This is a genomic window from Novosphingobium subterraneum, assembly GCF_000807925.1.
Classification (GTDB): Bacteria; Pseudomonadota; Alphaproteobacteria; order Sphingomonadales; family Sphingomonadaceae; genus Novosphingobium; species Novosphingobium subterraneum.
This window is the reverse complement of record NZ_JRVC01000019.1, coordinates 50,236-73,927: the sequence shown is the minus strand read 5'-3', so window position 1 is coordinate 73,927 and position 23,692 is coordinate 50,236. Positions and strand designations below refer to the sequence as shown.

At 64.7% G+C, this 23,692-nt stretch carries 21 protein-coding genes; 14 read left to right on the top strand and 7 right to left on the bottom strand.

What is annotated here, in order from left to right; translation table 11 throughout:
* Positions 1–6: 6 nt before the first annotated feature.
* The 10 genes from NJ75_RS16985 to pufC all read left to right on the top strand — a co-directional run bounded on the left by NJ75_RS16985 (position 7) and on the right by pufC (position 9,769).
* Positions 7–1,146: a methyltransferase gene (locus NJ75_RS16985; protein WP_082013439.1), complete on the top strand. Its 1,140-nt coding sequence runs from the start codon at positions 7–9 to the stop codon at positions 1,144–1,146.
* A gap of 121 nt (positions 1,147–1,267) precedes the next feature.
* Complete coding sequence (gene bchC, locus NJ75_RS16980) at positions 1,268–2,233, top strand: chlorophyll synthesis pathway protein BchC (protein WP_039336620.1); 966 nt, start codon at positions 1,268–1,270, stop codon at positions 2,231–2,233.
* Entirely contained in the window at positions 2,230–3,219 is a 990-nt protein-coding gene (locus tag NJ75_RS16975) for a chlorophyllide a reductase iron protein subunit X (protein ID WP_039336619.1), read from the top strand. The genes bchC and NJ75_RS16975 overlap by 4 nt, the downstream gene beginning before the upstream one ends.
* Positions 3,220–3,222: 3 nt before the next feature.
* Positions 3,223–4,761: a chlorophyllide a reductase subunit Y gene (gene bchY / locus NJ75_RS16970; protein ID WP_039336617.1), complete on the top strand. Its 1,539-nt coding sequence runs from the start codon at positions 3,223–3,225 to the stop codon at positions 4,759–4,761.
* Positions 4,758–6,203 (top strand): chlorophyllide a reductase subunit Z, encoded by a 1,446-nt coding sequence (bchZ, locus tag NJ75_RS16965; RefSeq protein ID WP_039336615.1) that lies wholly within the window; start codon positions 4,758–4,760, stop codon positions 6,201–6,203. The genes bchY and bchZ overlap by 4 nt, the downstream gene beginning before the upstream one ends.
* Positions 6,204–6,363: 160 nt before the next feature.
* A complete protein-coding gene (gene pufB, locus NJ75_RS23840; RefSeq protein ID WP_082013438.1) occupies positions 6,364–6,519 on the top strand; it encodes a light-harvesting antenna LH1, beta subunit in 156 nt (51 codons plus the stop codon).
* A gap of 66 nt (positions 6,520–6,585) precedes the next feature.
* Complete coding sequence (pufA, locus tag NJ75_RS16960; protein ID WP_039336613.1) at positions 6,586–6,771, top strand: light-harvesting antenna LH1, alpha subunit; 186 nt, start codon at positions 6,586–6,588, stop codon at positions 6,769–6,771.
* A 102-nt stretch (positions 6,772–6,873) separates the two neighbouring features.
* Positions 6,874–7,698: a photosynthetic reaction center subunit L gene (gene pufL / locus NJ75_RS16955; RefSeq protein ID WP_039336611.1), complete on the top strand. Its 825-nt coding sequence runs from the start codon at positions 6,874–6,876 to the stop codon at positions 7,696–7,698.
* A gap of 14 nt (positions 7,699–7,712) precedes the next feature.
* Positions 7,713–8,687, top strand: coding sequence for a photosynthetic reaction center subunit M (gene pufM / locus NJ75_RS16950; protein WP_039336609.1), 975 nt, complete (start codon positions 7,713–7,715; stop codon positions 8,685–8,687).
* Positions 8,684–9,769, top strand: coding sequence for a photosynthetic reaction center cytochrome PufC (gene pufC, locus NJ75_RS16945; RefSeq protein ID WP_039336607.1), 1,086 nt, complete (start codon positions 8,684–8,686; stop codon positions 9,767–9,769). The genes pufM and pufC overlap by 4 nt, the downstream gene beginning before the upstream one ends.
* A gap of 137 nt (positions 9,770–9,906) precedes the next feature.
* Here the strand turns inward: pufC and NJ75_RS16940 are convergent, their stop codons facing one another.
* From NJ75_RS16940 to NJ75_RS16910, 7 genes are read right to left on the bottom strand one after another with little or no spacing between them, the layout of a single operon-like run.
* Positions 9,907–10,158 (bottom strand): hypothetical protein, encoded by a 252-nt coding sequence (locus tag NJ75_RS16940; protein ID WP_052242594.1) that lies wholly within the window; start codon positions 10,156–10,158, stop codon positions 9,907–9,909.
* A gap of 22 nt (positions 10,159–10,180) precedes the next feature.
* Positions 10,181–10,657, bottom strand: coding sequence for a TspO/MBR family protein (locus NJ75_RS16935; RefSeq protein ID WP_039336687.1), 477 nt, complete (start codon positions 10,655–10,657; stop codon positions 10,181–10,183).
* 14 nt (positions 10,658–10,671) lie between these two features.
* On the bottom strand, positions 10,672–11,871 hold the full coding sequence (locus NJ75_RS16930; RefSeq protein ID WP_039336605.1) for a geranylgeranyl diphosphate reductase: 1,200 nt from the start codon (positions 11,869–11,871) through the stop codon (positions 10,672–10,674).
* Positions 11,868–13,181 (bottom strand): BCD family MFS transporter, encoded by a 1,314-nt coding sequence (locus tag NJ75_RS16925; RefSeq protein WP_039336604.1) that lies wholly within the window; start codon positions 13,179–13,181, stop codon positions 11,868–11,870. The genes NJ75_RS16930 and NJ75_RS16925 overlap by 4 nt, the downstream gene beginning before the upstream one ends.
* Positions 13,181–14,083 (bottom strand): chlorophyll synthase ChlG, encoded by a 903-nt coding sequence (gene chlG, locus NJ75_RS16920; RefSeq protein WP_039336602.1) that lies wholly within the window; start codon positions 14,081–14,083, stop codon positions 13,181–13,183. The genes NJ75_RS16925 and chlG overlap by 1 nt, the downstream gene beginning before the upstream one ends.
* 49 nt (positions 14,084–14,132) lie before the next feature.
* Positions 14,133–15,554: a transcriptional regulator PpsR gene (gene ppsR / locus NJ75_RS16915; RefSeq protein WP_039336600.1), complete on the bottom strand. Its 1,422-nt coding sequence runs from the start codon at positions 15,552–15,554 to the stop codon at positions 14,133–14,135.
* A 12-nt stretch (positions 15,555–15,566) separates the two neighbouring features.
* Complete coding sequence (locus tag NJ75_RS16910) at positions 15,567–16,274, bottom strand: cobalamin B12-binding domain-containing protein (RefSeq protein WP_169745738.1); 708 nt, start codon at positions 16,272–16,274, stop codon at positions 15,567–15,569.
* A 429-nt stretch (positions 16,275–16,703) separates the two neighbouring features.
* Here NJ75_RS16910 and bchF point away from each other — a divergent pair, with 429 nt between their 5' ends.
* The 4 genes from bchF to NJ75_RS16890 are packed head-to-tail and all read left to right on the top strand — an operon-like array spanning position 16,704 to position 23,690.
* Positions 16,704–17,231 (top strand): 2-vinyl bacteriochlorophyllide hydratase, encoded by a 528-nt coding sequence (bchF, locus tag NJ75_RS16905; protein ID WP_082013436.1) that lies wholly within the window; start codon positions 16,704–16,706, stop codon positions 17,229–17,231.
* Positions 17,228–18,508, top strand: coding sequence for a ferredoxin:protochlorophyllide reductase (ATP-dependent) subunit N (locus NJ75_RS16900; RefSeq protein WP_039336598.1), 1,281 nt, complete (start codon positions 17,228–17,230; stop codon positions 18,506–18,508). The genes bchF and NJ75_RS16900 overlap by 4 nt, the downstream gene beginning before the upstream one ends.
* 3 nt (positions 18,509–18,511) lie before the next feature.
* Entirely contained in the window at positions 18,512–20,080 is a 1,569-nt protein-coding gene (bchB, locus tag NJ75_RS16895; RefSeq protein WP_039336596.1) for a ferredoxin:protochlorophyllide reductase (ATP-dependent) subunit B, read from the top strand.
* Positions 20,070–23,690, top strand: a complete 3,621-nt coding sequence (locus NJ75_RS16890; protein WP_039336593.1) for a magnesium chelatase subunit H — start codon at positions 20,070–20,072, stop codon at positions 23,688–23,690. Before bchB ends, NJ75_RS16890 begins: the two co-directional genes overlap by 11 nt.
* Positions 23,691–23,692 lie beyond the last annotated feature (2 nt).

Genomic DNA, 23,692 nt, shown 5'->3' with positions numbered 1-23,692 from the left:
GGACATATGCTGGACGTTGCCCCTTTCACGGATGCGCCGCCGGTGCCCCACCCTCCTGAACGGCCTCCCGAATGGCGACGCCGCTGGACCCATTGGCGCAACCGGGTTCTGGGCAGCCCGGTCTTCCAGGACTGGGCGTCGCGCCTTCCCATTTTTGCAAGCGTATCAAGGCGCCGCGCCGCCAGCGCGTTCGATCTGGTGGCAGGCTTCACCTATTCGCAGATACTGCTTGCCGCGGTCCAGACCGGCCTGCTCGACCTGCTCGACGCAGGGCCTTGCAACGCCGATGATATCGCCCGCTCGACCGCGCTGAGTCATGCCGCCGCGACTCGGCTGCTCCGCGCCGCCGCCGCGCTGGATCTTGCCGAAGAAGTTGCCCCGGGATGCTGGATGCTCGGCCAGCAAGGGGCGGCTCTGCGATCAAACCCCGGGGCGCTCGCCATGGTCGCGCATCACCCGCTGCTTTACGCGGATCTCTCCGACCCGCTTGCCCTGCTGCGGCAGGACCGACAGGAGCCGACGGCCCTGTCGCGCTTCTGGCACTATCACTCTGAAACCGATGGCGAAATTGCCGGTCGCTACTCTTCACTTATGGCCGCGTCGCAGCAGATGGTGGCGCAGCAGGCGATGGGTGCCTATGCTTTCGACCGCCATTGCCGCCTCCTTGACATAGGGGGCGGCCATGGCGCTTTCGTCAACGCGCTGGCCCCGGCATGTCCATCGCTGGAGCTGGGCATATTCGACCTGCCTCCTGTTCTTTCCGGTGCAACGAATCTGCCGTCGCGAGTCTCCCTTCATCCTGGTGACTTCTTTGCCGACGCCCTGCCCACCGGCTACGATTGCATAACTCTTTCGCGGATTCTCCACGATCATGACGATGATCGCTGCCTGCGGATCCTGCGCGGAATTCGCGCAGCTCTTCCCGAAAACGGGCGCCTAGTCATTGCCGAACCGATGGCCGGGGCACGCGGGGCAAAGGCCATGGGAGATGCCTATTTCGGCCTTTATCTCTGGGCGATGAACTCTGGCCGCCCGCGCACGCCCACTGAATACGGCGAGATGCTTCACAAAGCGGGCTTCCGGCACTGGCAACAGAAGCGAACGGCAACGCCGGTCATCGCCAGCGTCATTGTTAGTTCATATTGACAGCTATGACCGTCCAATCTGTTTGACACTCTTTGGCGTTAGCGTATGGTGAACACTGCCTGACAGTACCCATCCGGATACTGCGGCAAGGCCCGGATCACCGGGAGAGGGGAAGACCGGCATGGAGTCGCTGGCGGTCATACTGGAAGCACCGAGGCGCATCGCGCTTCGCAGGCTTGCCTTGACCTCAGGACAAGGCTCCGAAGCAGGCTTCTCCGCACTCGCTCCTTCAGACGTCCTCATCGAAGTCCAGTGGAGCGGCGTAAGTGCCGGAACCGAAAAGCTTCTCTGGTCGGGCGAGATGCCGAACTTCCCCGGAATGGGCTACCCGCTGGTGCCCGGATACGAGAGCTTGGGCCGCATCGTCGATGCCGGAAGCGAAGTCCAGACGCGCATCGGCGACTGGGTCTTTGTCCCCGGCGCAACCTGCTATCGCGATGCGCGCGGCCTGTTCGGGGGCACCGCGCGGCAGGTCATCGTCCCGTCCGCACGCGCCCTTCCCGTCTCCGAGTCGCTGGGTCGTGACGGGGTTCTGTTTGCGCTCGCCGCGACTGCGCTTCACGCGATGAACGGTGGCGATCCGCCCGATCTGATCATTGGCCACGGCACGCTGGGCCGCCTGCTCGCGCGCATGACCATCGCTGCAGGTGCCCCCGCCCCCACGGTCTGGGAGCACAAGCCCGCCCGCCGGACCGGCACCCAAGGGTACAACGTCATCGCTCCGAAGGACGACGATCGCCACGATTACGCGAACATCTATGACGCCAGCGGCGATGCCGATTGCCTCGACCTGCTCGTCCCGCGCCTGCGCAAGAAGGGCGAGATCGTGCTGGCAGGCTTCTACGCCAACCGCCCGAGCTTTGCCTTCGCACCTGCCTTCCGGGCCGAGGCACGCTTCCGCGTTGCCGCCGAATGGGGGCCGGATGATCTCGCCTCGACCCGCGCCCTGATCGACTGCGGCGCGCTCGATCTTTCGGGCCTGGTCTCGCACCAACGCCCGGCCGAAGAAGCCCAGGATGCCTATCCCGAAGCCTTCCTCGATGCCGACTGCCTCAAGATGGTCCTCGACTGGAGCAACTGCGCATGACGATGCTGGATACACATGCCGCTGCCCTGCGCGCTGAAGCCGCGATCGAGCCTGACGCGCCGCACACCGGCGAGGTACAGAAGGAAACGCAGATCATCGCGATCTACGGCAAGGGCGGCTCGGGCAAGAGCTTTGCCCTGTCCAACCTCAGCTACATGCTCGCCCAGCAGGGCAAGCGCGTGCTGCTGATCGGCTGCGATCCCAAGTCCGATACCACCAGCCTGCTCTTTGCCGGCAAGGCCTGCCCGACGATCATCGAGACGTCGTCCGCCAAGAAGCTGGCCGGTGAGGAAGTCCGCATCGAGGACGTCTGCTTCCAGCGTGACGGCGTCTTCGCCATGGAACTGGGCGGCCCCGAAGTCGGCCGTGGCTGCGGCGGTCGCGGCATCATCCACGGCTTCGAACTGCTCGAGAAGCTCGGCTTCCATGACTGGGGCTTTGATTACGTCCTGCTCGACTTTCTGGGCGACGTCGTCTGCGGCGGCTTCGGCCTGCCGATTGCGCGCGACATGTGCCAGAAGGTCATCGTCGTCGGCTCGAACGACCTGCAGTCGCTGTACGTTGCCAACAACGTCTGCAAGGCGGTGGAATACTTCCGCAAGATGGGCGGCAATGTCGGCGTCGCCGGCATGATCATCAACAAGGACGACGGCACCGGCGAGGCGCAGGCCTTTGCCAACGCGGTCGACATCCCCGTGCTCTGCGCCATTCCGGCGGACGAGGACATCCGGCGCAAGTCGGCCAATTACCAGATTATCGGCAAGCCCGGCGGGCAATGGGGCAGTCTCTTCGCAGAGCTTGCATCCAATGTCGCGTCGGCGCCGCCGCGGCAGCCCACGCCCCTCGACCAGGATGGACTGCTCGGCCTCTTCTCCCCCGAAGACACCGGAGGCAACGTCGAGTTGGTCCCGGCGACACAGGCTGACATGCGCGGCGGATCTTTCGAGCAGCGCCCCTCTCTCGAGGTGGTCTATGACGAGGTCTGAGGCATGACTGACCTCGCCGACAGGGCGCGTCATGCGCGCGAGCCGGACCGAATCGCTCTCGATCCGCCAGTCGAAGGTGGCGGCTGCCATGCCGGCGCCGATGTGTTGCGCGAGGCGACCAACAAGGCGCAAGGCTCGGAACTGCTCGATCGCTATGCCGCCGACTACCCGGTTGGCCCGCACGATCAGCCGCAATCGATGTGCCCCGCCTTCGGTTCACTCCGCGTTGGCCTCAGGATGCGCCGCACTGCCACCGTGCTCTCGGGCTCGGCCTGCTGCGTCTATGGCCTGACCTTCACCTCGCACTTTTACGGCGCACGGCGCACCGTCGGTTACGTGCCGTTCAGTTCCGAGACCCTGGTCACCGGCAAGCTGTTCGAAGACATCAAGGAAGCCGTCGAAGGCCTTGCCGATCCAGCCGATTACGATGCAATCGTCGTAACCAACCTGTGCGTCCCGACCGCCAGCGGCGTACCGCTGCGGTTGCTCAAGAAGCAGATCAACGGCGTGCGCATCATCGGCATTGACGTGCCGGGCTTTGGCATACCCACGCACGCCGAGGCCAAGGACGTGCTCGCCGGAGCGATGCTTGCATATGCCCGCGAGGAAGTGGCGCAAGGCCCGGTCGCGGCCCCAACCAACCGTGCCGACAAGCCGACCGTAACCCTCCTTGGCGAAATGTTCCCGGCTGATCCCGTGGGCATCGGCATGATGCTCGAACCATTGGGCCTTGCCGCCGGGCCGGTCGTCCCAACCCGCGAGTGGCGCGAGCTTTACGCTGCGCTCGATTGCGCGGTCGTGGCTGCAATCCATCCGTTCTACACCGCCAGCGTCCGTGAATTCGAACATGCCGGGCGCACCGTGGTCGGCTCGGCCCCGGTCGGCGCGGAAGGCACGGCGGCTTGGCTCGATGCCATCGGTACTGCCTGCAACGTGCCAGCCGAAAAGGTCGAAGCCGCCAAGGCGCGCTTCGTGCCGATGATCCGTGCCGCGCTTGCCGCCAACCCGATCAAGGGCCGGATCACCGTCTCCGGCTACGAAGGCTCCGAACTGCTCGTCGCCCGCCTGCTGATCGAAAGCGGCGCTGACGTACCCTATGTGGGCAGCGCCTGCCCGCGCACGCGCTGGTCCGATCCGGACCGCGAATGGCTCGAGGCGCGCGGGGTCCGTGTCCAGTTCCGCGCCAGCCTCGAACAGGACATAGCCGCGGTGAAGGAATTCCGACCCGACCTTGCCATCGGCACGACCCCGGTGGTCCAGCACGCCAAGGCCCAGGCGATTCCGGCGCTCTACTTCACCAACCTGATCTCGGCCCGCCCCCTGATGGGCGTGGCCGGCGCCGGCAGCCTGGCGCAAGTGATCAATGCGGCGATGGCCAACAAGGCGCGCTTCGACAGGATGACCGCGTTCTTCGAAGGCGTCGGCACTGGCCCGGCCGCCGGGATCTGGGAAGAGACGCCGCAGGATCGCCCGGCCTTCAAGAAGAAGTACGCCGCCCTCAACGAAGCCGCGCGCAAGGCGGCAGAGGCGGTGGGCACATGACCCTCGTCCTCGACCATGATCGGGCCGGCGGCTACTGGGGCGCCGTCTATGTCTTCACTGCGGTAAAAGGCCTGCAAGTGATCATCGACGGGCCGGTGGGTTGCGAGAACCTTCCGGTTACCTCGGTCCTGCACTACACCGATGGCCTGCCTCCGCACGAATTGCCGATTGTGGTCACCGGTCTTGGTGAGGAAGAGCTGGGCAAGACCGGTACCGAAGGCGCGATGAAGCGGGCATGGAAAGTGCTCGATCCGGAACTGCCCGCCGTGGTCGTGACAGGCTCCATCGCCGAGATGATCGGCGGTGGCGTGACGCCGCAAGGCACCAACATCAAACGCTTCCTGCCGCGCACGATCGACGAGGACCAATGGCAGTGTGCCGACCGCGCGCTCAGCTGGCTCTGGTCGGAATTCGGCCCGAAAACCGTCCCTGCGGTCAAACCGGTCAAGGACGGCGAGAAGCCCAGGGTCAACATCCTCGGCCCCAGCTACGGCATGTTCAACATGGCGAGCGACGTTCACGAAATCCGCCGCCTGATCGAAGGCATCGGTGCAGAGGTCAACATGGTCTTCCCGCTGGGCAGCCATCTTGCCGATATCCGCAGGCTGGCAGATGCCCAGGCGAACGTCTGCATGTATCGCGAATTCGGACGCAACTTGTGCGAACTGATGGAGCGGCCCTACTTCCAGGCGCCGATCGGGCTCGACAGCACCACTCGCTTCCTCCGCGCGCTGGCCGCCGAACTCGGGCTTGACCCAGAACCGTTCATCGAACGCGAGAAGCACACCACGATCAAGCCGCTGTGGGACCTGTGGCGCTCGGTCACGCAGGACTTCTTCGCCACGGCCAGCTTCGGCATCGTCGCCAACGAGACTTATGCGCGCGGTATCCGCCACTTCCTCGAAGATGACATGGGCCTGCCCTGCACTTTCGCCTTCTCCCGCAGCGCGGGCGTGAAGCCGAAGAACGAGGACGTGCGCGCCGCGATTCACGCGAACCCGCCGCTGGTGCTGTTCGGAAGCTACAACGAACGCATGTACAGCGCCGAAAAGGGCGGCCGGTCGATCTACATTCCGGCCAGCTTCCCCGGCGCCGCCATCCGCCGCCACATCGGCACGCCGTTCATGGGCTATTCGGGCGCGACCTACCTCGTGCAGGAAGTCTGCAACGCACTGTTCGATGCGCTGTTCAACATCATCCCGCTGGCCACGCAACTCGACGCAGTGGAAGCAACGCCCGCGCGCGCCACCCGCGAACTGGCTTGGGATGAAGACGCCAAGGCCCGGCTCGACCAGATCGTCGAGGCACAGCCCGTGCTGGTGCGCATTTCCGCCGCCAAGCGCCTGCGCGATGCCGCCGAACGTGTCACCCGCCGCAACAACGAAACCCGCGTCAGCGCCGACAGGCTCGCCGATGCCATGCTCGAGGCGCAGGTCACATGATCCGCACATCGATCCTTCCGCGCTCATCCCGGGCGCATCAGCTTGCACGGTCGCCCATCTCCGGTCGCCCGTGTTCCCCCATCCACGCGGGTCAGTTCCGCGCGGATACCGAAAGAGGTCTTCCGCCTCTCGCACATCAACAACGACTGGAGATTGGGCAATGAGTGATCATGACGATCGCTTCGGGCTGAGGACCTACCTCACCCCAGAGGAAGCAAAGGAATTCCACAAACTCTTCATGAGCAGCTTCGTCGGCTTCACCGCCGTCGCGGTGGTCGCACACGTCCTCGTCTGGATGTGGAAGCCCTGGCTCTGACGCATCCGCCTGCCCGCGGCGACAGCCTGAGGCAGGACCTTCAACACTTGCACAAGGACTAAGACCATGTGGAGGATTTGGCTTATTTTCGATCCGCGCAGGGCTCTGGTTGCCCTGTTCGCGTTCCTGTTCGTGCTCGCACTGGTGATTCACTTCATCCTGCTCAGCACCGATACGTTCAACTGGCTCGATGGCCCGAATTCGGCCCAGGGCATGGCGAACGCAGCAGCAGCGGCGCCCGCAGCGCCCTGACGCAACTGTGCGAGAGGCGGCGGCGCTCCCGTCGCCGCCTCCTGTGGCAGCCAATCAGAACACAGCTAAGCCCGTCGCGCCGCGGCGGGGAGGGGTAGAACCATGGCACTCCTTAGTTTCGAACGAAAATACCGCGTTCGCGGTGGCACGTTGATCGGCGGCGACCTGTTCGATTTCTGGGTGGGTCCGTTCTACGTCGGCTTCTTTGGTGTGGTGACCGCGATCTTCGCATCGCTGGGCACCGCCCTCATCTTCTACGCGGCCTCGCAAGGACCGACGTGGAATCCCTGGCTCATCTCGATCGAACCGCCAGACCTCAAATATGGCCTTGGCCTCGCGCCGCTGGCGCAGGGCGGGTTCTGGCAGGTCATCACCGTCTGCGCGCTGATATCCTTCAGCAGCTGGGCGCTGCGCGAAGTCGAGATCTGCCGCAAACTGGGCATGGGCTATCATGTGCCGGTCGCCTTCAGCATGGCGATCTTCGCGTACTTCACGCTGGTGGTGATCCGCCCCGTCCTTCTGGGCGGATGGCACTTCGGCTTCCCCTACGGCATTTTCAGCCACCTCGATTGGGTTTCCAACACGGGGTACCAGTACCTGCATTTCCACTACAATCCGGCCCACATGCTGGCAGTCTCGTTCTTCTTCACGACGACGCTCGCGCTCGCCCTGCACGGCGCGCTGGTGCTCTCGGCGGTGAACCCGCCAGAAGGTGCCGAAGTGAAGTCGCCAGAGTATGAAGACACCTTCTTCCGCGATCTCATCGGCTATTCGGTCGGCACGCTGGGCATTCACCGCGTCGGCCTTCTCCTTGCCCTCAACGCGGGCTTCTGGAGCGCCGTCTGCATCGTGATCAGCGGGCCGCTGTGGACCAAGGGCTGGCCCGAATGGTGGACCTGGTGGCTCAACCTGCCGATCTGGTCGTGAAGGAGCACTGAGCGATGGCGACCTATCAGAACATTTTCACCCAAGTCCAGCTGCGGGGCGAACCCGAAGCCGGGATCGCCCTTCCCCCCGGCAGCGAGCCGCGGATAGGCAAGGGATCGTTCAACCACCTCATGGGCCTGATCGGCCATGCGCAGATCGGCCCGGTATATCTTGGCTGGACCGGGGTGTTCGCCCTGATCTTCGGGTTCTTCGCGATCGAGATCATCGGGCTCAACATGCTCGCCTCGGTGGGCTGGAACCCGATCCAGTTCGTGCGCATGCTGCCCTGGCTCAGCCTTGAACCTCCGGGGCCGGAATATGGCTTCACGCCCTTCGTCCCGCTGGCCAAGGGCGGCTGGTGGATCATGGCCGGGTTCTTCCTGACCACCTCGATCATCCTCTGGTGGATCCGCACGTATACCCGCGCCCGGGCGCTCGGCATGGGAACGCACGTGGCCTGGGCCTTTGCCTCGGCGATCTGGCTCTACCTCGTGCTCGGCTTCATCCGCCCGTTCTTCATGGGCTCGTGGGCGGAAAGCGTGCCGTTCGGCATCTTCCCGCACCTCGATTGGACCGCCGCCTTCTCGATCCGCTACGGCAACCTGTTCTACAACCCGTTCCACGCCTTCTCGATCGCCTTCCTCTATGGATCGACCCTGCTCTTCGCGATGCACGGTGCGACCATCCTGGCGGTCGGTCGCTACGGCGGTGAGCGCGAGATCGAGCAGATCACCGATCGCGGCACGGCATCGGAACGCGCGGCGCTGTTCTGGCGCTGGACCATGGGCTTCAACGCCACGATGGAATCGATCCACCGCTGGGCCTGGTGGTTCGCAGTGCTGACGACGCTGACCGGCGGCATCGGCATCCTGCTGACCGGCACCGTGGTCGACAACTGGTACCTCTGGGCGCAGCAGCATGGCTATGCTCCGATGTATCCCGATACCGGGGTCATTGATCCCGCCACGCTGGGGAGTGCGGGCCAATGAAAAGGACAATCGCAATCGCCGCATTGGCGAGCGCTGCTCTGACCCTTTCGGGTTGCGAGCTGGGGCCGAAGCAGTCGGTCCAGAACGGGCATCGCGGCACCGGGATGGACCAGGTCACCTTGAAGAAGGTGGCCATGGCCAAGGACGACGTGCCCGCCCCGCCCTACGATCCGCCCTCGAACGATGGACCTCGGGCTGGCGCCGCCTACCAGAACGTCCAGGTCCTGGGCGACGTCTCGGAAGAGCAGTTCACCTACACGATGGCCGCAATCACCGCGTGGGTTTCCCCGGAACAGGGCTGCAATTACTGCCACAACCCCGAGAACATGGCCTCGGACGAAAAGTACACCAAGGTCGCCGCGCGCAAGATGTTGCAGATGACGCGCAACATAAACTCCAATTGGAACAAGCACGTGGCGAGCACGGGCGTGACCTGCTGGACCTGCCACCGCGGAAATGCGATCCCGGCCAACTACTGGGCGCTGCCGGAAGCTGGCAAGAACGGGATCATCGGCAACCGTCATGGGCAGAATAATCCCGTTGCGGCATCAGCTTACTCGTCGCTGCCGGAAGCGTCGCTGGCGCTTTACCTGACCGGTGATCCGAAGACGGACAGGTCGATCCGGGTCGTTTCCGACACCCTGCATCCGACCAAGGCCAACGAACTTTCCATCAAGGAAACCGAGCCGCAGTATGCACTTATGAACCATCTGTCGCAGTCGCTGGGCGTGAATTGCACGTTCTGCCACAACGCGCAGGCGTTCAAGCCGTGGAACATCAGCACGCCCAAGCGCGCCACGGCGTGGTACGGCCTGCGCATGGTCCGCGATATAAATGGCCAGTATATCAGTAGTTTGAAGGACGTCTTCCCGGCGCACCGCAAGGGGCCGATGGGTGATCCGTTCAAGGTGAACTGCGCCACCTGCCACCAGGGCAAGAACAAGCCGATGGGCGGGTACAAGATGGCCAAGGACTACCCGGCACTGTGGGGCCCACCGATGGCGATGCCGGCGGCAGCTCCGGCAGCGCCTGCGGCACCGGCGGCTCCGATTGCCGCTGCGGTATCAACCGCAACACACTGATCCCCCGCAGGAATGTGGGACCTGAAGGGTCCGCTGGAGCACTCCGGCGGACCTTTTTTTGGGTTTCCAACTCTCGGGGGCAGAGGGGCAACTCCCCCCTAACTCACCCCCAACTCTTGCAGACGGACGTGCGACTGTCAGAGGCTGCGGCGACGGCGCATGACGTCGACTATGTGCACCGGGAAGGACAGCGCGATCGGGGCCGAAATCCACGGCCAGTCCGCTCCGACCAATGCGGCGCGAAGTCCAACAACGATCAGCGCTGCGGGAAGCAGCATGGTGAGGAGATCCCCAACGCTCCAACCGCGCCAACGCAGCCAGAGCGCTTCGAGCAGGAGTGCGGCGAGGACAATGTCGGCGGCGTGGCCCGAGGCGAAGAGCGCTTCCATGGTGCCGGGCGAGGCCCTTCCCTTAACCGAACGGCGCGTTGAGGCGGACGATTTCCCAGTTGAGTGCGCCGGCAACGGTGACCCAGGCGATGTAGGGTAACAGCAGCACCGCCGATAGGCGCGAGATGCGGCCGCAATACACGATCAGCGTGGCAATCGAGAGCCACAGCAGGCAGAGTTCCCAGAATGCCCAGTCGGGCCGCTGCATCCGGAAAAAGAGCAGGCTCCACAAGATATTGAGGAAGCCGTTCAGGGCGAACAGGCCGATCACCGTGTCCGACGTGCGTGAGCTGCGTGCTGCGCGCCAGGCTGCGACTCCGGCGATGGCGCACAGGGCGAAGATCGTGGTCCATGCGATCGGAAAGACCGGGCGTGGCGGAGTGAAACCGGGTTTGATCAGCGAGTCATACCAGGGCCCGAGATCGGTGATCGTCCCGCCGACCAATGCCGTGGCGAAGGCGGCCAGCGAGGCGATGCCGATGGGAATGCCGGCAGGCATGAGCGAGGCGGGCTTCATCCGACTGCAGGCCTCAACCCGAGCAAGTGCGCGCAATCCTTGAGGAATATCCGCACGTGCGCCATCGGTTTGGCGCGCACGAGCTTCTTGTTCATGTAGGCCTGCCAGGTCAGTTGCTGCACGTCCTTGTCCGCGCACATTTCGACGAAGCGTTCGCGCCGCCTGTCGCTGGAGTACCAGAAGTACTGCATGATCCCGAGTATCCAGAACACGCGGCCATGTTCGCGCAGGAACGCCTTGCGCGCCCGCTTCAGCAGCGAAGGATTGCCGCTGGCAAGGAAAGCGTCCCCAGTTTGCGCGGCGATCCGCCCGCAGACCATGGCATAATAGATGCCCTCGCCCGAGGCAGGGGCGACGACGCCGGCAGCGTCCCCTGCGACCAGCACGTCGCGGCCATTGTCCCAGCGCTTCAACGGCTTGAGCGGGATCGGGGCGCCTTCGCGGCGGATCGTCTCGCAACCTTCAAGGCCGAGTTCATCGCGCATCTGCTTGACCGAACCGCGCAGGGAAAAGCCCTTGTTGGCGCTGCCGACGCCGATGCTCGACGTTTCGCCATGAGGGAAAACCCATGCATAGAAATCGGGCGAGAGCTTGCCCTGATAGAGCACGTCGCAACGCGAGGCATCAAACCCTTGTTCCGTGCTTTGCGGCGAACGGACGACTTCGTGATAGGCGAAGACGCACGGGTTACGTGTCGCACCAGGAATGTTTTCGCGCGCTACGCCCGAGCGCGCGCCGTCAGCACCGATGACGAGGCGGGTGCGGACTTTCCGGACTTCGCCGCCGCGCGCTTCATGATAGCACACGATCGCGCCGGGCTTGCCGTCACGCTCGATCCGTTCGTAGGTGCCGACGCGGCGGTCAGCTCCGGCCCTGGCGGCACGGGCCCGCAGCCATTCGTCAAAGTGATCGCGATCGACCATGCCGACATAGCCGATCTCGCCCACCGGCATGTCCACCGCCCGGTTCGACGGCGCGACCATCCGCGCCGATCGGGCGCGAGCCACGAGCAGCGATTGCGGCACTTCGAATTCCTCGAGCAGACGCGGCGGCACTGCGCCGCCGCAGGGCTTGATCCGCCCTGCCCGGTCAAGAAGCAGGACCTTCCGGCCCAAGCGTGCCAGATCCCAAGCGGCCGTGGCGCCCGAAGGTCCACCGCCAATCACGACGACATCGTATTCAAGCCTGTCGGTCATGCCCCTGCCGCCCCTAGTTGGGCGGGGATGTCCCGCCGATGAGTCACCCGCATCGCGAGGATTGCCGAGACGAGGAACAAGCTCGCCTCGAATGCGAAGATGAGCTGGAAAGACTCGGCCACCTGCCCCGTCGCGCCGCGCACGAGATCGACGCCCAGAGCGCCGGTCAATCCGCCGAGGCCGAATGCGGTGGCCTGCGCCGTGCCCCATACGCCCATGCGAACGCCTTCGCGGGTGCGCTTGCCCGCCCCGGCCAGTCCCATCATCGAGCCGATGGCGGAGACGGCGAAGGCACCGTTGAAGAAGCCAAGCGCGGCAATGTTCGCCGCCAGTGGCCAGACCGGACCCGCTTGGGCCGCCATGGCAAGCCCTGCCAGCGCAACAGCCGAGCCGACACAGCCAAGCATGGTCCAGATGCGCAGTTCGATGGGCATGCGCCCGGCAAAGGCACTGCCGCCAAGGCCCGTCACGATCATGCCGACGAGCACGCCGCCGTGCTGGAGGCCGGAAAGGCTGGTCGACTGTCCCGGCGACATCTGGAACACGAGCCCGGCAAAGGGTTCGAGGATCAGGTCCTGCATCGAATAGGCGAGCATCGAGACGAAGATGAACATGGTGAAGCGACGCGACTGCGGATCGCCGAGGATTTCGGCAATGGCTTCACGCAAGGACGCAGGGGGCTGACGGCTTTCCGCTGAAAGGGCGCCGGTGGCCTTGGCCTCTAGCCCGACCATCGCGATGCAGGTGAGCGTGATCGCCGCAGCTACGACGCACCCTGCGACCATGAACAGGCGCTGTTCGGTGAACGGATCAAGCAAGGCTCCGGCAGTGCCGGCGGAAATGACGATGCCGAAGACCATCATGATCCAGGTCGTGGCAGCGGCGGCGGCACGGCGTTCGGGAGCGACACCGCTGGCGAGAATGGCAAGCATCGAGGTTCCCGCTGCGCCAACACCGGCACCGATCAAGGTGAAGGCGACCGTGGCGAGGCCAATCCCAAGCATCCGCGCATCATCAAGCATCGTGGTCGCCTGTACCGCGAGCAGCGCACCTGTTCCGAGAACTGCCATGCCGCCGATGACCCAAGGCGTGCGCCGGCGGCCGAGATCGGAGCCGTGGCCCCATAGCGGGCGCGATAGCTGCACCATGTAATGCCATGCCACGAGACCTGCAGGCACGCCTGCCGCCAGGCGGTATTCCAGCACCATCAGGCGATTGAGCAGGGAAGTGGCGATCATCACCATCGCCCCGATCGAGGCCTGCACGGACCCCAGCCGGACAATCGAAAACCAGCCGAAACTGCGGTTCATCAGACATACCCTCCAAGGCCGAGTGCCGAGGCGAGCATGCCAAGCACGTAGAGTGAAACGCCGGTGGCATTGTACCAGGGGGCATGGCGCGCAGGCGCCGACACCAGCCTTGGCATGAGCGCGAGCTGCGCGGCGAGCAGGACTGCGACCACCCCTGCGGAGATGTGGTGTCCCCACATGACCATCAGCGCAACGACGATCGCTTGCGGGATGGCCATGACGGCGCTGGCCAGCAAGGCGGCTGGCCTTTCGCCGAGCACCACCGGAAGCGAGCGCAGGCCGGTCGCCCGGTCACCCTCCACGGCCTTGAAATCGTTGAGTGTCATGATGCCGTGGGCACCGATGCTGTAAAGCACAAGGATCACGAGAACGTGCATCGGTGGCAATGATCCAGCCATCACGGCGGCGCCGGTAAACCAGCTCAAGCCTTCGTACGTGAGGCCGACGACGGCCGGGCCGATCCAGCCGCTGGTCTTCAAGCGGAGGGGCGGCGCGCTGTAGCCCCAGGCGCAGGCGAGGCCGAACACGGTGGCGATCAGGACCCAGGGGCCGGTGAAGGCAGCGACCGCCAGCGACAGGACCGTCCAGCCGATGGCGATATAAAGGCCCCAGCGCCCGCCGATGCGGCCCGAGGGGATTGGCCTATCAGGCTCGTTAATCGCGTCAACGTGGCGATCGAACCAGTCGTTCACGGCCTGGCTGGTGCCGCAGACCAGTGGGCCGGCCAGAAGGATGCCGGCGATGAGGAAGGTCCAGCGGCTGAGGGGGGAGACGCCCGAAGAAACCACGCCGCACATCAGGGCCCACATCGGCGGGAACCAGGTGATCGGCTTGAGGAGTTCCAAGACGTCACGAGCCGCCGGAGGCGGCGTCAATCCAGTAGAGACTGCAGATTGCGCCATGGGCAAAGACTATGCCCATGCACCCCAAGCGTCAAATCAAATTGACACTCTATTCGTCAAGTGAATCTACCAGATTGCCAAGGCCATAGCGATGAAGCTTCGAATAGAGGCTCTGCCGGCTGAGGCCGAGGATTTCCGCGGCCGATGCGCGGTTGTTCGACGTGTATTCGAGCGCTGCCTCTATGCAGAGACGCTCGATCAGGTCGGTGGATTCGCGCACGATATCGCGCAGCGACATGCGCCCGACGAGATCGGTAAGTTGTTCGACCGAACGCGGGGCGTCTGCGGTAACGGGAAGATCGCGCAGGCGCCGCCCGATCGGGCGAATCACGAAACCGTAGTGAGTCTGGTCGTCGCCGGTCTTGACGGCGGAGAGTTCGACCGGCTCGCCATCGAAGCCATCGCGTGCACCGACCACCGTGCTGACATTGCGGGCAATGTCGTGCTTGGCAAGCTGGCCGTCGATCAGATCGAGATCGATGCCTGGGCGCCCGACGAAATCCGCCAGCGGTCGCCCGCGCAGCTGATCGACGGTGGCGGCAGAGACAAGTTCGACAAAGGCCGGATTGGCGGCCTGGATGAGCATGCGGGCGTCTGTCAGCACGAAGGCATCCGGCATGGCCTCGATCACGCGCATCACCTCGCCCGACGCGTGTTCGGCGGCGCTGGCAGCACCCGACAGGCGGATGAGCAGGAACTGCCCGCCGCGTTCGCGAAAGCCGCTGGCCGAAAGCATTACGGCATCGGCGCTGTTATTGGGCTGCACCTCGATCGGGAGGACGCCCGGGGAAACGAGTGTCGACCCGAGGAAAGCGATCAGATGCTCGCGCGCGGGGCGGGAGAACAGCGCGGTAAGCTTGGCTCCCTGCAGCGTGCCGTTGCGGGCCTGGAACAGCTGGTGCGCGGCGCGGTTGGCCTCGCGAATGCGGAAGGCTTCGGCATCGACGATCAGCACCGGGTCGGCCGACTGGTCGAACAACATGCGGTAGCGCGCTTCGAGCTGGCGCAGGCGCAGATAATCGCGCTCAAGCGATTGCTGCGCCTGGAGGACACGCTGCTGCAAGGCCGCGGCATCGCGCATGTCCCGACCGATGGCGATGGCGTTCGTGCTTTCACCGAGGCGAACCACCACGAAACGCAGCGGCACTTCGCCTTCATTCGTGATATGGTTGACCTGGCGCCAGTGCTGGGTCACGCCCTTGCGCGCATTGGCCAGCATTTCCATGACCTTGGCACGGCTTTCCACCGACACCGTATCGAGCCATTCGCGGCCGATCCACTGCTGCGCATCCGGAAATTCGCGCGGGTTTGCCGTCACGTCGACGATCCGCCCAGCTTCATCGAGGACCAAGGCAAGGTCGCCCGCCACCATCGCCAGGGTAGCTGCAGCGTCCGGCCCGAGCACCTCGAAATGGGTGCGGGCACTGGCGAAGGGCAGCTTCCCTTCGATGGAGTTATTGCGGGAAGGCATCAGTCGAGCCGGCTATCCGAGGGGAAATTCGGTGCGGACTGATCCGGCGCGTTTCCTGGCAACCAGCTTTTCAGCGAGGACAAGAGCCGATCGTGCATCGGGAGCGGTGCCATCGGCGCCCACTTCATCGACGATACCCGGATTGGCATTGACCATTCGTCCACCAATAAAGACCTGAACCCCGGGCGTCCGCGAGACGCTGCGAATGGAACAAATTAGGTCACTGAGATTCGCGTTAGTGCAATCGCAACTGACGGTCAACCCTATGACATCAAAGTGTCTTTCGGCGATAATCTGCAGCAATTCCTTACGCTTGGGTTCGATCAGCGCCTCGGTTTGCCAGCCGGCCCGGGCGAAGACTTCCTCGATCATCAATGTCCCGAGTGCATGCCTGTCACCGGGCATCGGGGAGAAGAGTGCGCTGCGGGCGCGATCCCCATCGGAGTCGTCGGCCGGAAAACGCAAGGCGACCTGTCGCATGACTTCCTGCAGCCGCCACAAGCCCATCGTCACATCGAGAAAATCGCACTCGTCCTCTTCCCAATGCTGGCCAAGCCGACGCGCGGAAGGGGCGAGCAGATCGACGAAGATCGATTCAATCGCGATGCCCCGCGCGATGAAGCCTTCGACGACCTCGAGCAACTCCTCCGCATCAAGATCAAGCGGCAGCGAGGCGAAGCTGGCGGCGTCGGCCGGATCGACCGAAAGCGTGCCGGTCACGCGCCCACGTTGCACGCCGGAAGAATGAGCAAGCAGGAGACGGGGAATGATCTGCTCCTCGATCAGGCTGTTGACCGACGCCGGGCCTCTGGCCGGCGAGGAACTGTGCCCATCCGTGTGGGTCGAACCTGGTCGCAGGCCCGGAGCACGCCTGCGACGTGTCCGCCTTGCTGCATTGGCGTTGGCCTCAGTCCCGTAAACAGTCGCCATGGCAGACCCCTCCGGCCTGTGGGCGATGATACGCCCGCCGGACTGTCGGATCGATAGTTCGACTCTGACCGGAGCCAACACTCTACGCCTGTAAAGTGTTGCTGACAAACCCGGATATGTCATTTTTATTTGTCGTCAAGATAGATTGACACTTGGACAAGGCGAGGCGTAGTCTCCGGTTCTCGAAGGCCTTGTGCCTCAGCCCGCGAAAGGGGCCGGATGAGAGGGGACGCGATCAGATTTAGAGCCGCAGGCCAAGGACTTGGCCCGCAGGCTGCGCGCCCGACGCTTTACACTGCGGAGGAACGCAAGAAGCGCGACTCCACGCGGTGGACGCTGGTGCAGGGCCTTCTCGCCCCCTTCCAGTTCCTGGTGTTTCTGGTCAGTTTGGCACTAGTTCTACGTAGTCTTGCGTGGGGCGAAGGGGCCATGGCTGCCGACGTCTCGGTCGTGGTCAAGACGTTCACGCTCTATGCGATCATGGTGACCGGATCGATCTGGGAAAAGGTCGTCTTCGGCAAGTGGCTGTTCGCCCGCGCGTTCTTCTGGGAGGACGTGTTCTCGATGCTCGTGATCGCGCTGCACACCGCGTACCTGGTGATGCTGCTGGGCCATTACGGCAGCTTCGAGCAGCGCATGCAGATCGCGCTGGCGGGCTATGCCGCCTATGTCATCAACGCTGGACAGTTCCTGCTGAAGCTGCGCGCGGCGCGGCTTGAAACCGGCCAAGCGGAGGCTGTAGCATGAGCGGCGAAAGCGTTCTGGGATGCGCTCCGGCAGCACAGCCGCAAGTCCTGCGCGAACGCGGGCAGCGCGAGGTGTTCTGCGGGCTGACAGGTATCATCTGGATGCATCGCAAGATGCAGGATGCGTTCTTCCTCGTGGTCGGATCACGGACCTGCGCGCACCTGCTGCAGAGCGCGGCAGGGGTGATGATCTTTGCCGAGCCGCGCTTTGCCACGGCGATCATCGAGGAGCGCGATCTGGCCGGGATGGCCGATTGCCAGGACGAGCTCGACCGCATCGTCGACAAGCTGCTGACCCGGCGGCCTGAAATCCGCACGCTGTTCCTGGTGGGATCGTGCCCATCGGAAGTGATCAAGCTGGACCTGGGCAAGGCAGCGCAGCGGCTTGATGCGAAGTTTGCCGGCTCCACCCGCATCCTCAACTATTCGGGCAGCGGCATCGAGACGACCTTTACCGAGGGCGAGGACGCCTGCCTGACGGCACTGGTGCCCGAGATGCCGTCAGCCGACGCAGACAAGGCGGCCAACCTGCTCGTCGTTGGCGCCCTTCCCGACATCGTCGAGGACCAGTTCAAGCGGCTGTTCGACGAGCTGGGCATCGGGCCAGTACATTTCCTGCCCGCCAAGCGCATGGCCGAACTGCCGAAGGTGGGGCCGAACACGGTGTTCCTGCTGGCACAACCGTTCCTGACCGAGACGACCGGGGCGCTGCAACGTCGCGGAGCCAAGCGGCTCGACGCGCTGTTTCCGTTCGGCGCCGAAGGCACGACCGACTGGCTGCGTGCGGCGGCAGAAGCGTTCGGGATCGACCGGATGCACTTCAACCGCGTTGTGGCTCCGGGCCGCGAGCGGGCCAAGCGCGCAATCGCCCATTGGCGCGAGCGGCTTGAGGGAAAGCGCATCACGTTCCTGCCGGATTCGCAGCTGGAACTGCCGCTGGCGCGCTTCCTTCACACAGAGCTTGGCATGATGCCGGTGGAAGTGGGCACGCCCTACCTCAACCGCGAGCTGAATGCGCGCGAACTGGCACTGCTGCCTGCCTCGACCCGGCTGAGCGAAGGGCAGGATGTCGACCTGCAGCTCGACCGCGTGCGGCTCGACCGCCCGGACCTTACGGTCTGCGGCCTGGGCCTTGCCAATCCGCTGGAAGCCGAAGGGCTTTCGACCAAGTGGGCGATCGAGCTGGTGTTCTCGCCCATCCATGGCTTCGAGCAGGCGGGTGACCTCGCCGAGCTCTTCGCGCGGCCTCTGCGCCGTCGCGACATCCTGAGGGTATAGACGATGCAGCTGGCGGTCTGGACATACGAGGGTCCGCCACACGTGGGGGCGATGCGTGTCGCAACTGCGATGCAGGATCTGCATTACGTGCTGCATGCCCCGCAGGGCGACACTTACGCCGACCTGCTGTTCACGATGATCGAACGGCGCGGCAAGCGCCCGCCGGTGACCTATACCACCTTCCAGGCGCGCGATCTGGGCAAGGACACGGCGAGCATCTTCCAGAACGCCGCACGCGATGCCTACGAACGGTTTGCGCCCAAGGCGCTGCTGGTGGGTGCATCGTGCACCGCCGAACTGATCCAGGACGACCCTGCGGGCCTTGCCGAAGCGCTGGAGCTGCCCTGCCCGGTGATCCCGCTTGAGCTGCCGAGCTATCAGCGCAAGGAGAACTGGGGCGCGGCCGAGACATTCTACCGCGTCGTGCGGCAGCTGGTGGATCGGGACGTGCGTCCCTCCCCGCGCGAAGGTCGGCGTCCGCTGGTCAATCTGCTCGGCCCTTGTGCACTGGGCTTCCGCCATCGTGACGATGTGCTCGAAGTGCGCAAGTTGTTGTGGAATCTCGGGGTCGACGTCAATTGCGTCGCCCCGCTGGATGCTGCACCGGACGACATTCGGACGCTGGGCCGGGCCGATTTCAACATCGTGATGTATCCCGAAGTTGGCGGGGAAGCGGCGCGTTGGCTGGATCAGGCGCTGCACCAGCCGGCGATCCGCACCGTGCCGATCGGGGTGGGCGCGACCCGGGATTTCATTGCGGAAGTCGCTGCGCTGGCCGGCGTCGACGCAACGGAGGCCTTGGCCGACCCGCAATCGCGCATGCCGTGGTGGAGCCGTTCGGTCGACTCGACGTACCTGACCGGCAAGCGCGTCTTCATCTTCGGCGATGCCACGCACGCCATTGCCGCGGCGCGGATCGCGCATGAGGAACTGGGCTTCGAGATCTGCGGCCTGGGCTGCTACAACCGCGAATTTGCGCGCGAAATGCGCGCTGCGGCAGCGCATTATGGCGTCGAGCCGCTGATCACCGACGACCATCTCGAAGTGGAGGACGCGATCCTCAATGCCTCGCCCGAACTGGTCTTGGGCACGCAGATGGAGCGCCATATCGCCAAGCGCTTCGGCATTCCCTGTGCGGTAATCTCCTCGCCGGTGCATGTGCAGGACTTCCCTGCGCGCCACAGCCCGCAGATGGGCTTCGAAGGCGCCAACGTGATCTTCGATACTTGGGTCCATCCGCTGGTGATGGGGCTGGAGGAACACCTGCTGACGATGTTCCGCGACGACTTCGAGTTCTCGGACGAGGCAGGGCCATCGCACTTGCATGGGGCGGCTCCAGTGGCACGGCAACAGGCGGAACCAGCGATGCCCTCAACCCGGGGCGAACTGGCCGAATTGCCGACCGCGACCACCATCGCGTGGACCGCCGAGGCCGAGCAGGAACTCAAGAAAGTCCCGTTCTTCGTGCGCGGAAAGGTTCGCCGCAACACCGAGGCCTTTGCGCTTTCGCAAGGGCGCGGCGCGGTCGATCTGGCCACGCTCTATGATGCGAAGGCCCACTATGCCCGGTAGCCGCGCCCCTCAGGTCCGTGTCGCGATCGTCACGCTGGACAACCACCTCAAGGCTGGCGTCGAACGCGCCGATGCGCGACTGCGGCAGGACAATGTCAGCGTCACGCTGCATGCGGCGACCGATTGGGACCGGCCCGGCAGCAAGGCGCTGGAGGCGACCAAAGCGGCAATTGCGCAGGCCGATATCGTCATCGTGACGATGCTGTTCCTCGACGATCACATCCGCGCGATTCTGCCGACGCTGGAAGCGCGGCGTGAAGATTGCGACGCGATGGTCTGCCTGATGTCTTCGGGCGACGTGGTGCGGCTGACGCGGATGGGCGGTTACCGTATGGACGCACCTGCCAAGGGGCCGCTCGCCATGCTGAAGAAGCTGCGTGGATCGGGCAAACCGGGCGCGAATTCCGGCGCGGGCCAGATGCGCATGCTGCGCCGCCTGCCCAAGATCCTGCGGTTCATTCCCGGCACCGCGCAGGACGTGCGCGCCTATTTCCTGACGTTGCAATACTGGCTGGCCGGATCGGACGACAACGTGGTGTCGATGGTCCGTGCGCTGATCGACCGTTATGCCGCGGGCGAGCGTCTGACCCGGCGGGGCATGACCGGGGCCGAAGCGCCGCGCGACTATCCCGAAGTTGGCGTCTATCACCCGCGCACCGAACAGAAGTTTTCGGACAGCCTGCGCTTGTTGCCAACCCGGCAGGGCGCGAATGGCACGGTCGGCCTGCTGCTGCTGCGCTCCTACCTGATTTCGAAGGACGCCGGGCATTACGACGGCATGATCGCTGCACTGGAAGCGGCCGGCCTGCGCGTCATACCCGGCTTTGCCAACGGGCTGGATTCGCGCCCGGTGATCGAGAAGTTCTTTCTCAAGGACGGCGAGCCGGTGGTCGATGCGGTGATCTCGCTGACCGGATTCTCGCTGGTCGGCGGGCCCGCCTACAACGACGCAAAGGCGGCGGAAGAGATCCTCGGCCGCCTGAACGTGCCCTACATCGCGGCGCATCCGCTGGAGTTCCAGACGCTGGAGCAGTGGGGCGCATCGCGGCAGGGGCTGCTGGCGCTGGAATCGACCATCATGGTGGCGATCCCGGAACTCGACGGCGCAACGATGCCGACGGTGTTCGGCGGGCGTTCGGACGGTGTGGGCAAGGCTTGCGCAGGATGCGCCAGGGCCTGCGTTTTCGAGAGCACCGGGCCGGTCAACGCTATGCGTGCCTGCCCCGAGCGGGTCGAAGCGCTGGCGGCGAAGGTCGTGAAGATCGTGGCGCTGCGCAAGGCTGAGCGAGCACGGCGCAAGGTGGCGATCACCATCTTCAACTTCCCCCCCAATTCCGGGGCGACCGGGTCTGCAGCATTCCTTGCGGTGTTTGAATCGCTGCATGAGACGCTGAAGCGGATGGCGCGCGAGGGCTATCAGGTCGAAGTGCCCGAAAGCGTCGACGCGCTGCGCGATGCAATCCTGAAGGGCAATGCCGAGCGGTTCGGCGCCGACGCCAACGTCTACACCCGCATCGATGCCGACGAGCACGTGCGGCGCGAGCCCTACCTGGCCGAGATCGAGGCACAGTGGGGCCCGGCACCGGGCAAGATCCAGAGCGATGGCTCGCACGTCCACGTCCTCGGCGCGCGGTTCGGCAACGTGTTCGTGGGCGTACAGCCGGGGTTCGGCTACGAGGGCGATCCGATGCGCCTGCTGTTCGACGGCGACTTTGCCCCGACGCACGCGTTTTCGGCCTATTACCGCTGGATCCGGGAGGACTTCGGCGCCGATGCCGTGGTGCATTTCGGCACGCATGGCGCGCTGGAATACATGCCGGGCAAGCAGGTGGGCCTGACCGGCAAGTGCTGGCCGGAGCGTCTCTTGGGCGATCTGCCCAACTTCTACCTCTTTGCCGCCAACAATCCTTCCGAGGGCGTGCTGGCCAAGCGGCGTTCGGGCGCGACCATGCTGAGCTACCTGACACCGCCGCTGGCGCGGGCCGGGCTCTATCGCGGCTTTGCCGATCTCAAGGCGAGCATCGAGCGCTGGCGCATGACAACGGACGAGGCGGAGCGCCGGGCGCTAGAAGAGCTGATCTGGGACGAGTGCGACGCGCTCGACGTGACGGCTGAGAGCGTGCCGGAACTGAGCGCCAATCTCTATGAACTGGAGCGCACGCTGATCCCGCATGGGCTGCATGTTCTGGGCAAGGCCCCTGCCGGTTCGGAGCGCGCGGAACTTGTTGAAGCACTGATGGAAGCGGGCGAGAGTTCGGCCGAAGCGATCGAGGCGGCGCTGGATTCCTGCGACGAACTTGGCGCGCTGATGCACGCGCTGGATGGCGGATACGTCCGCCCTGCCCCCGGCGGCGATCTGCTGGCCAATCCCGAAGTGCTGCCGACCGGGCGCAATCTCCACGGCTTCGACCCGTTCCGCCTGCCCACGCGCTTTGCCTGCGAACAGGGCAAGCTGCAGGCGAACTGGTTGCTGGCGCGCCACGCCGCGAACGGAGAGGCCGCTCCGGAAAGCCTCGCCATGGTGCTGTGGGGCACGGACAACATGAAGAGCGAAGGCGCGCAGATCGCGCAGGTACTCTCGCTGATGGGCGCGCGGCCGCGGATGGACAGCTATGGCCGCCTTGCCGGGGCCGAACTGATCCCGCTGGAGGAACTGGGCCGCCCGCGCATCGACGTGGTGGTGACGCTTTCGGGCATCTTCCGCGACCTGCTGCCGCTGCAGACGCGGATGCTGGCCGAAGCCGCACTGCTTGCTGCGAATGCAGACGAGCCGCTGACCATGAACTTCGTGCGCAAGCACAGCCTTGCCCATCAGGCCGAACATCACTGCGACATGGAAACCGCCGCACTGCGCGTGTTCTCCAATGCCGAGGGTGCCTATGGCGCGAACGTCAACCAGCTGATCGAAGGCGGCGTATGGGCCGATCCCGACGAGCTGGCCAACGCCTTCGAGACGCGCAAGGGCTATGCCTATGGCGTCAAGGGCACGCCGGTGGCGCAGCGCGACCTTCTGCGCAGCGCGCTGAAGGACGTGGATTTCGTCTACCAGAACCTCGAAAGCGTCGAGGTCGGGATTACCGATCTTGACCAGTACGTCGACAGCCTGGGTGGGGTGAGCCGGTCGATCGCGCGGGCCAAGGGGGCAGAAGCGCCGGTCTATATCGTCGACGCCACGGTGGGCGAAGCCAAGGTGCGCACGCTGGCCGAACAGATCGATCTGGAAACACGCACGCGCACGCTCAATCCCAAATGGTTCGAAGGGATGCTCAAGCATGGCTTCGAAGGGGTGCGCAACATCGAGCAGCACGTGACCAACACCGTGGGCTGGTCAGCCACCACGGGCCAGGTAGCGCCGTGGGTGTACCAGCAGATCAGCGAGACTTTCGTGCTCGACCCGGCGATGCGCGAGCGCCTTTCGCAGCTCAACCCGACCAGTTCGGCGCGGGTGGCGAACCGCCTGCTCGAAGCCTGCGAACGGCGCCTGTGGGAACCCGACGACGATACGCTCGAAGCGCTGCGCATGGCCAGCGACGAGCTTGAGGACAGGCTGGAAGGCGTGTTCGTGGGGGCTGCCCCTTCCACCATCACTTCCGCAATTGCGGCGGAATAGGA

Bases quoted from the DNA above. Each gene is read 5' to 3' on its own strand.
- pufC (WP_039336607.1), top strand. From the start codon at position 8,684: ATGAAAAGGACAATCGCAATCGCCGCATTGGCGAGCGCTGCTCTGACC.
- bchC (WP_039336620.1), top strand. From the start codon at position 1,268: ATGGAGTCGCTGGCGGTCATACTGGAAGCACCGAGGCGCATCGCGCTT.
- pufM (WP_039336609.1), top strand. From the start codon at position 7,713: ATGGCGACCTATCAGAACATTTTCACCCAAGTCCAGCTGCGGGGCGAA.
- pufB (WP_082013438.1), top strand. From the start codon at position 6,364: ATGAGTGATCATGACGATCGCTTCGGGCTGAGGACCTACCTCACCCCA.
- chlG (WP_039336602.1), bottom strand. From the start codon at position 14,083: ATGGCGCAATCTGCAGTCTCTACTGGATTGACGCCGCCTCCGGCGGCT.
- NJ75_RS16890 (WP_039336593.1), top strand. From the start codon at position 20,070: ATGCCCGGTAGCCGCGCCCCTCAGGTCCGTGTCGCGATCGTCACGCTG.
- bchF (WP_082013436.1), top strand. From the start codon at position 16,704: ATGAGAGGGGACGCGATCAGATTTAGAGCCGCAGGCCAAGGACTTGGC.
- NJ75_RS16975 (WP_039336619.1), top strand. From the start codon at position 2,230: ATGACGATGCTGGATACACATGCCGCTGCCCTGCGCGCTGAAGCCGCG.
- bchB (WP_039336596.1), top strand. From the start codon at position 18,512: ATGCAGCTGGCGGTCTGGACATACGAGGGTCCGCCACACGTGGGGGCG.
- NJ75_RS16925 (WP_039336604.1), bottom strand. From the start codon at position 13,181: ATGAACCGCAGTTTCGGCTGGTTTTCGATTGTCCGGCTGGGGTCCGTG.
- NJ75_RS16930 (WP_039336605.1), bottom strand. From the start codon at position 11,871: ATGACCGACAGGCTTGAATACGATGTCGTCGTGATTGGCGGTGGACCT.
- NJ75_RS16935 (WP_039336687.1), bottom strand. From the start codon at position 10,657: ATGCCTGCCGGCATTCCCATCGGCATCGCCTCGCTGGCCGCCTTCGCC.
- NJ75_RS16900 (WP_039336598.1), top strand. From the start codon at position 17,228: ATGAGCGGCGAAAGCGTTCTGGGATGCGCTCCGGCAGCACAGCCGCAA.
- NJ75_RS16985 (WP_082013439.1), top strand. From the start codon at position 7: ATGCTGGACGTTGCCCCTTTCACGGATGCGCCGCCGGTGCCCCACCCT.
- pufA (WP_039336613.1), top strand. From the start codon at position 6,586: ATGTGGAGGATTTGGCTTATTTTCGATCCGCGCAGGGCTCTGGTTGCC.
- pufL (WP_039336611.1), top strand. From the start codon at position 6,874: ATGGCACTCCTTAGTTTCGAACGAAAATACCGCGTTCGCGGTGGCACG.
- bchY (WP_039336617.1), top strand. From the start codon at position 3,223: ATGACTGACCTCGCCGACAGGGCGCGTCATGCGCGCGAGCCGGACCGA.
- bchZ (WP_039336615.1), top strand. From the start codon at position 4,758: ATGACCCTCGTCCTCGACCATGATCGGGCCGGCGGCTACTGGGGCGCC.
- NJ75_RS16940 (WP_052242594.1), bottom strand. From the start codon at position 10,158: ATGGAAGCGCTCTTCGCCTCGGGCCACGCCGCCGACATTGTCCTCGCC.
- ppsR (WP_039336600.1), bottom strand. From the start codon at position 15,554: ATGCCTTCCCGCAATAACTCCATCGAAGGGAAGCTGCCCTTCGCCAGT.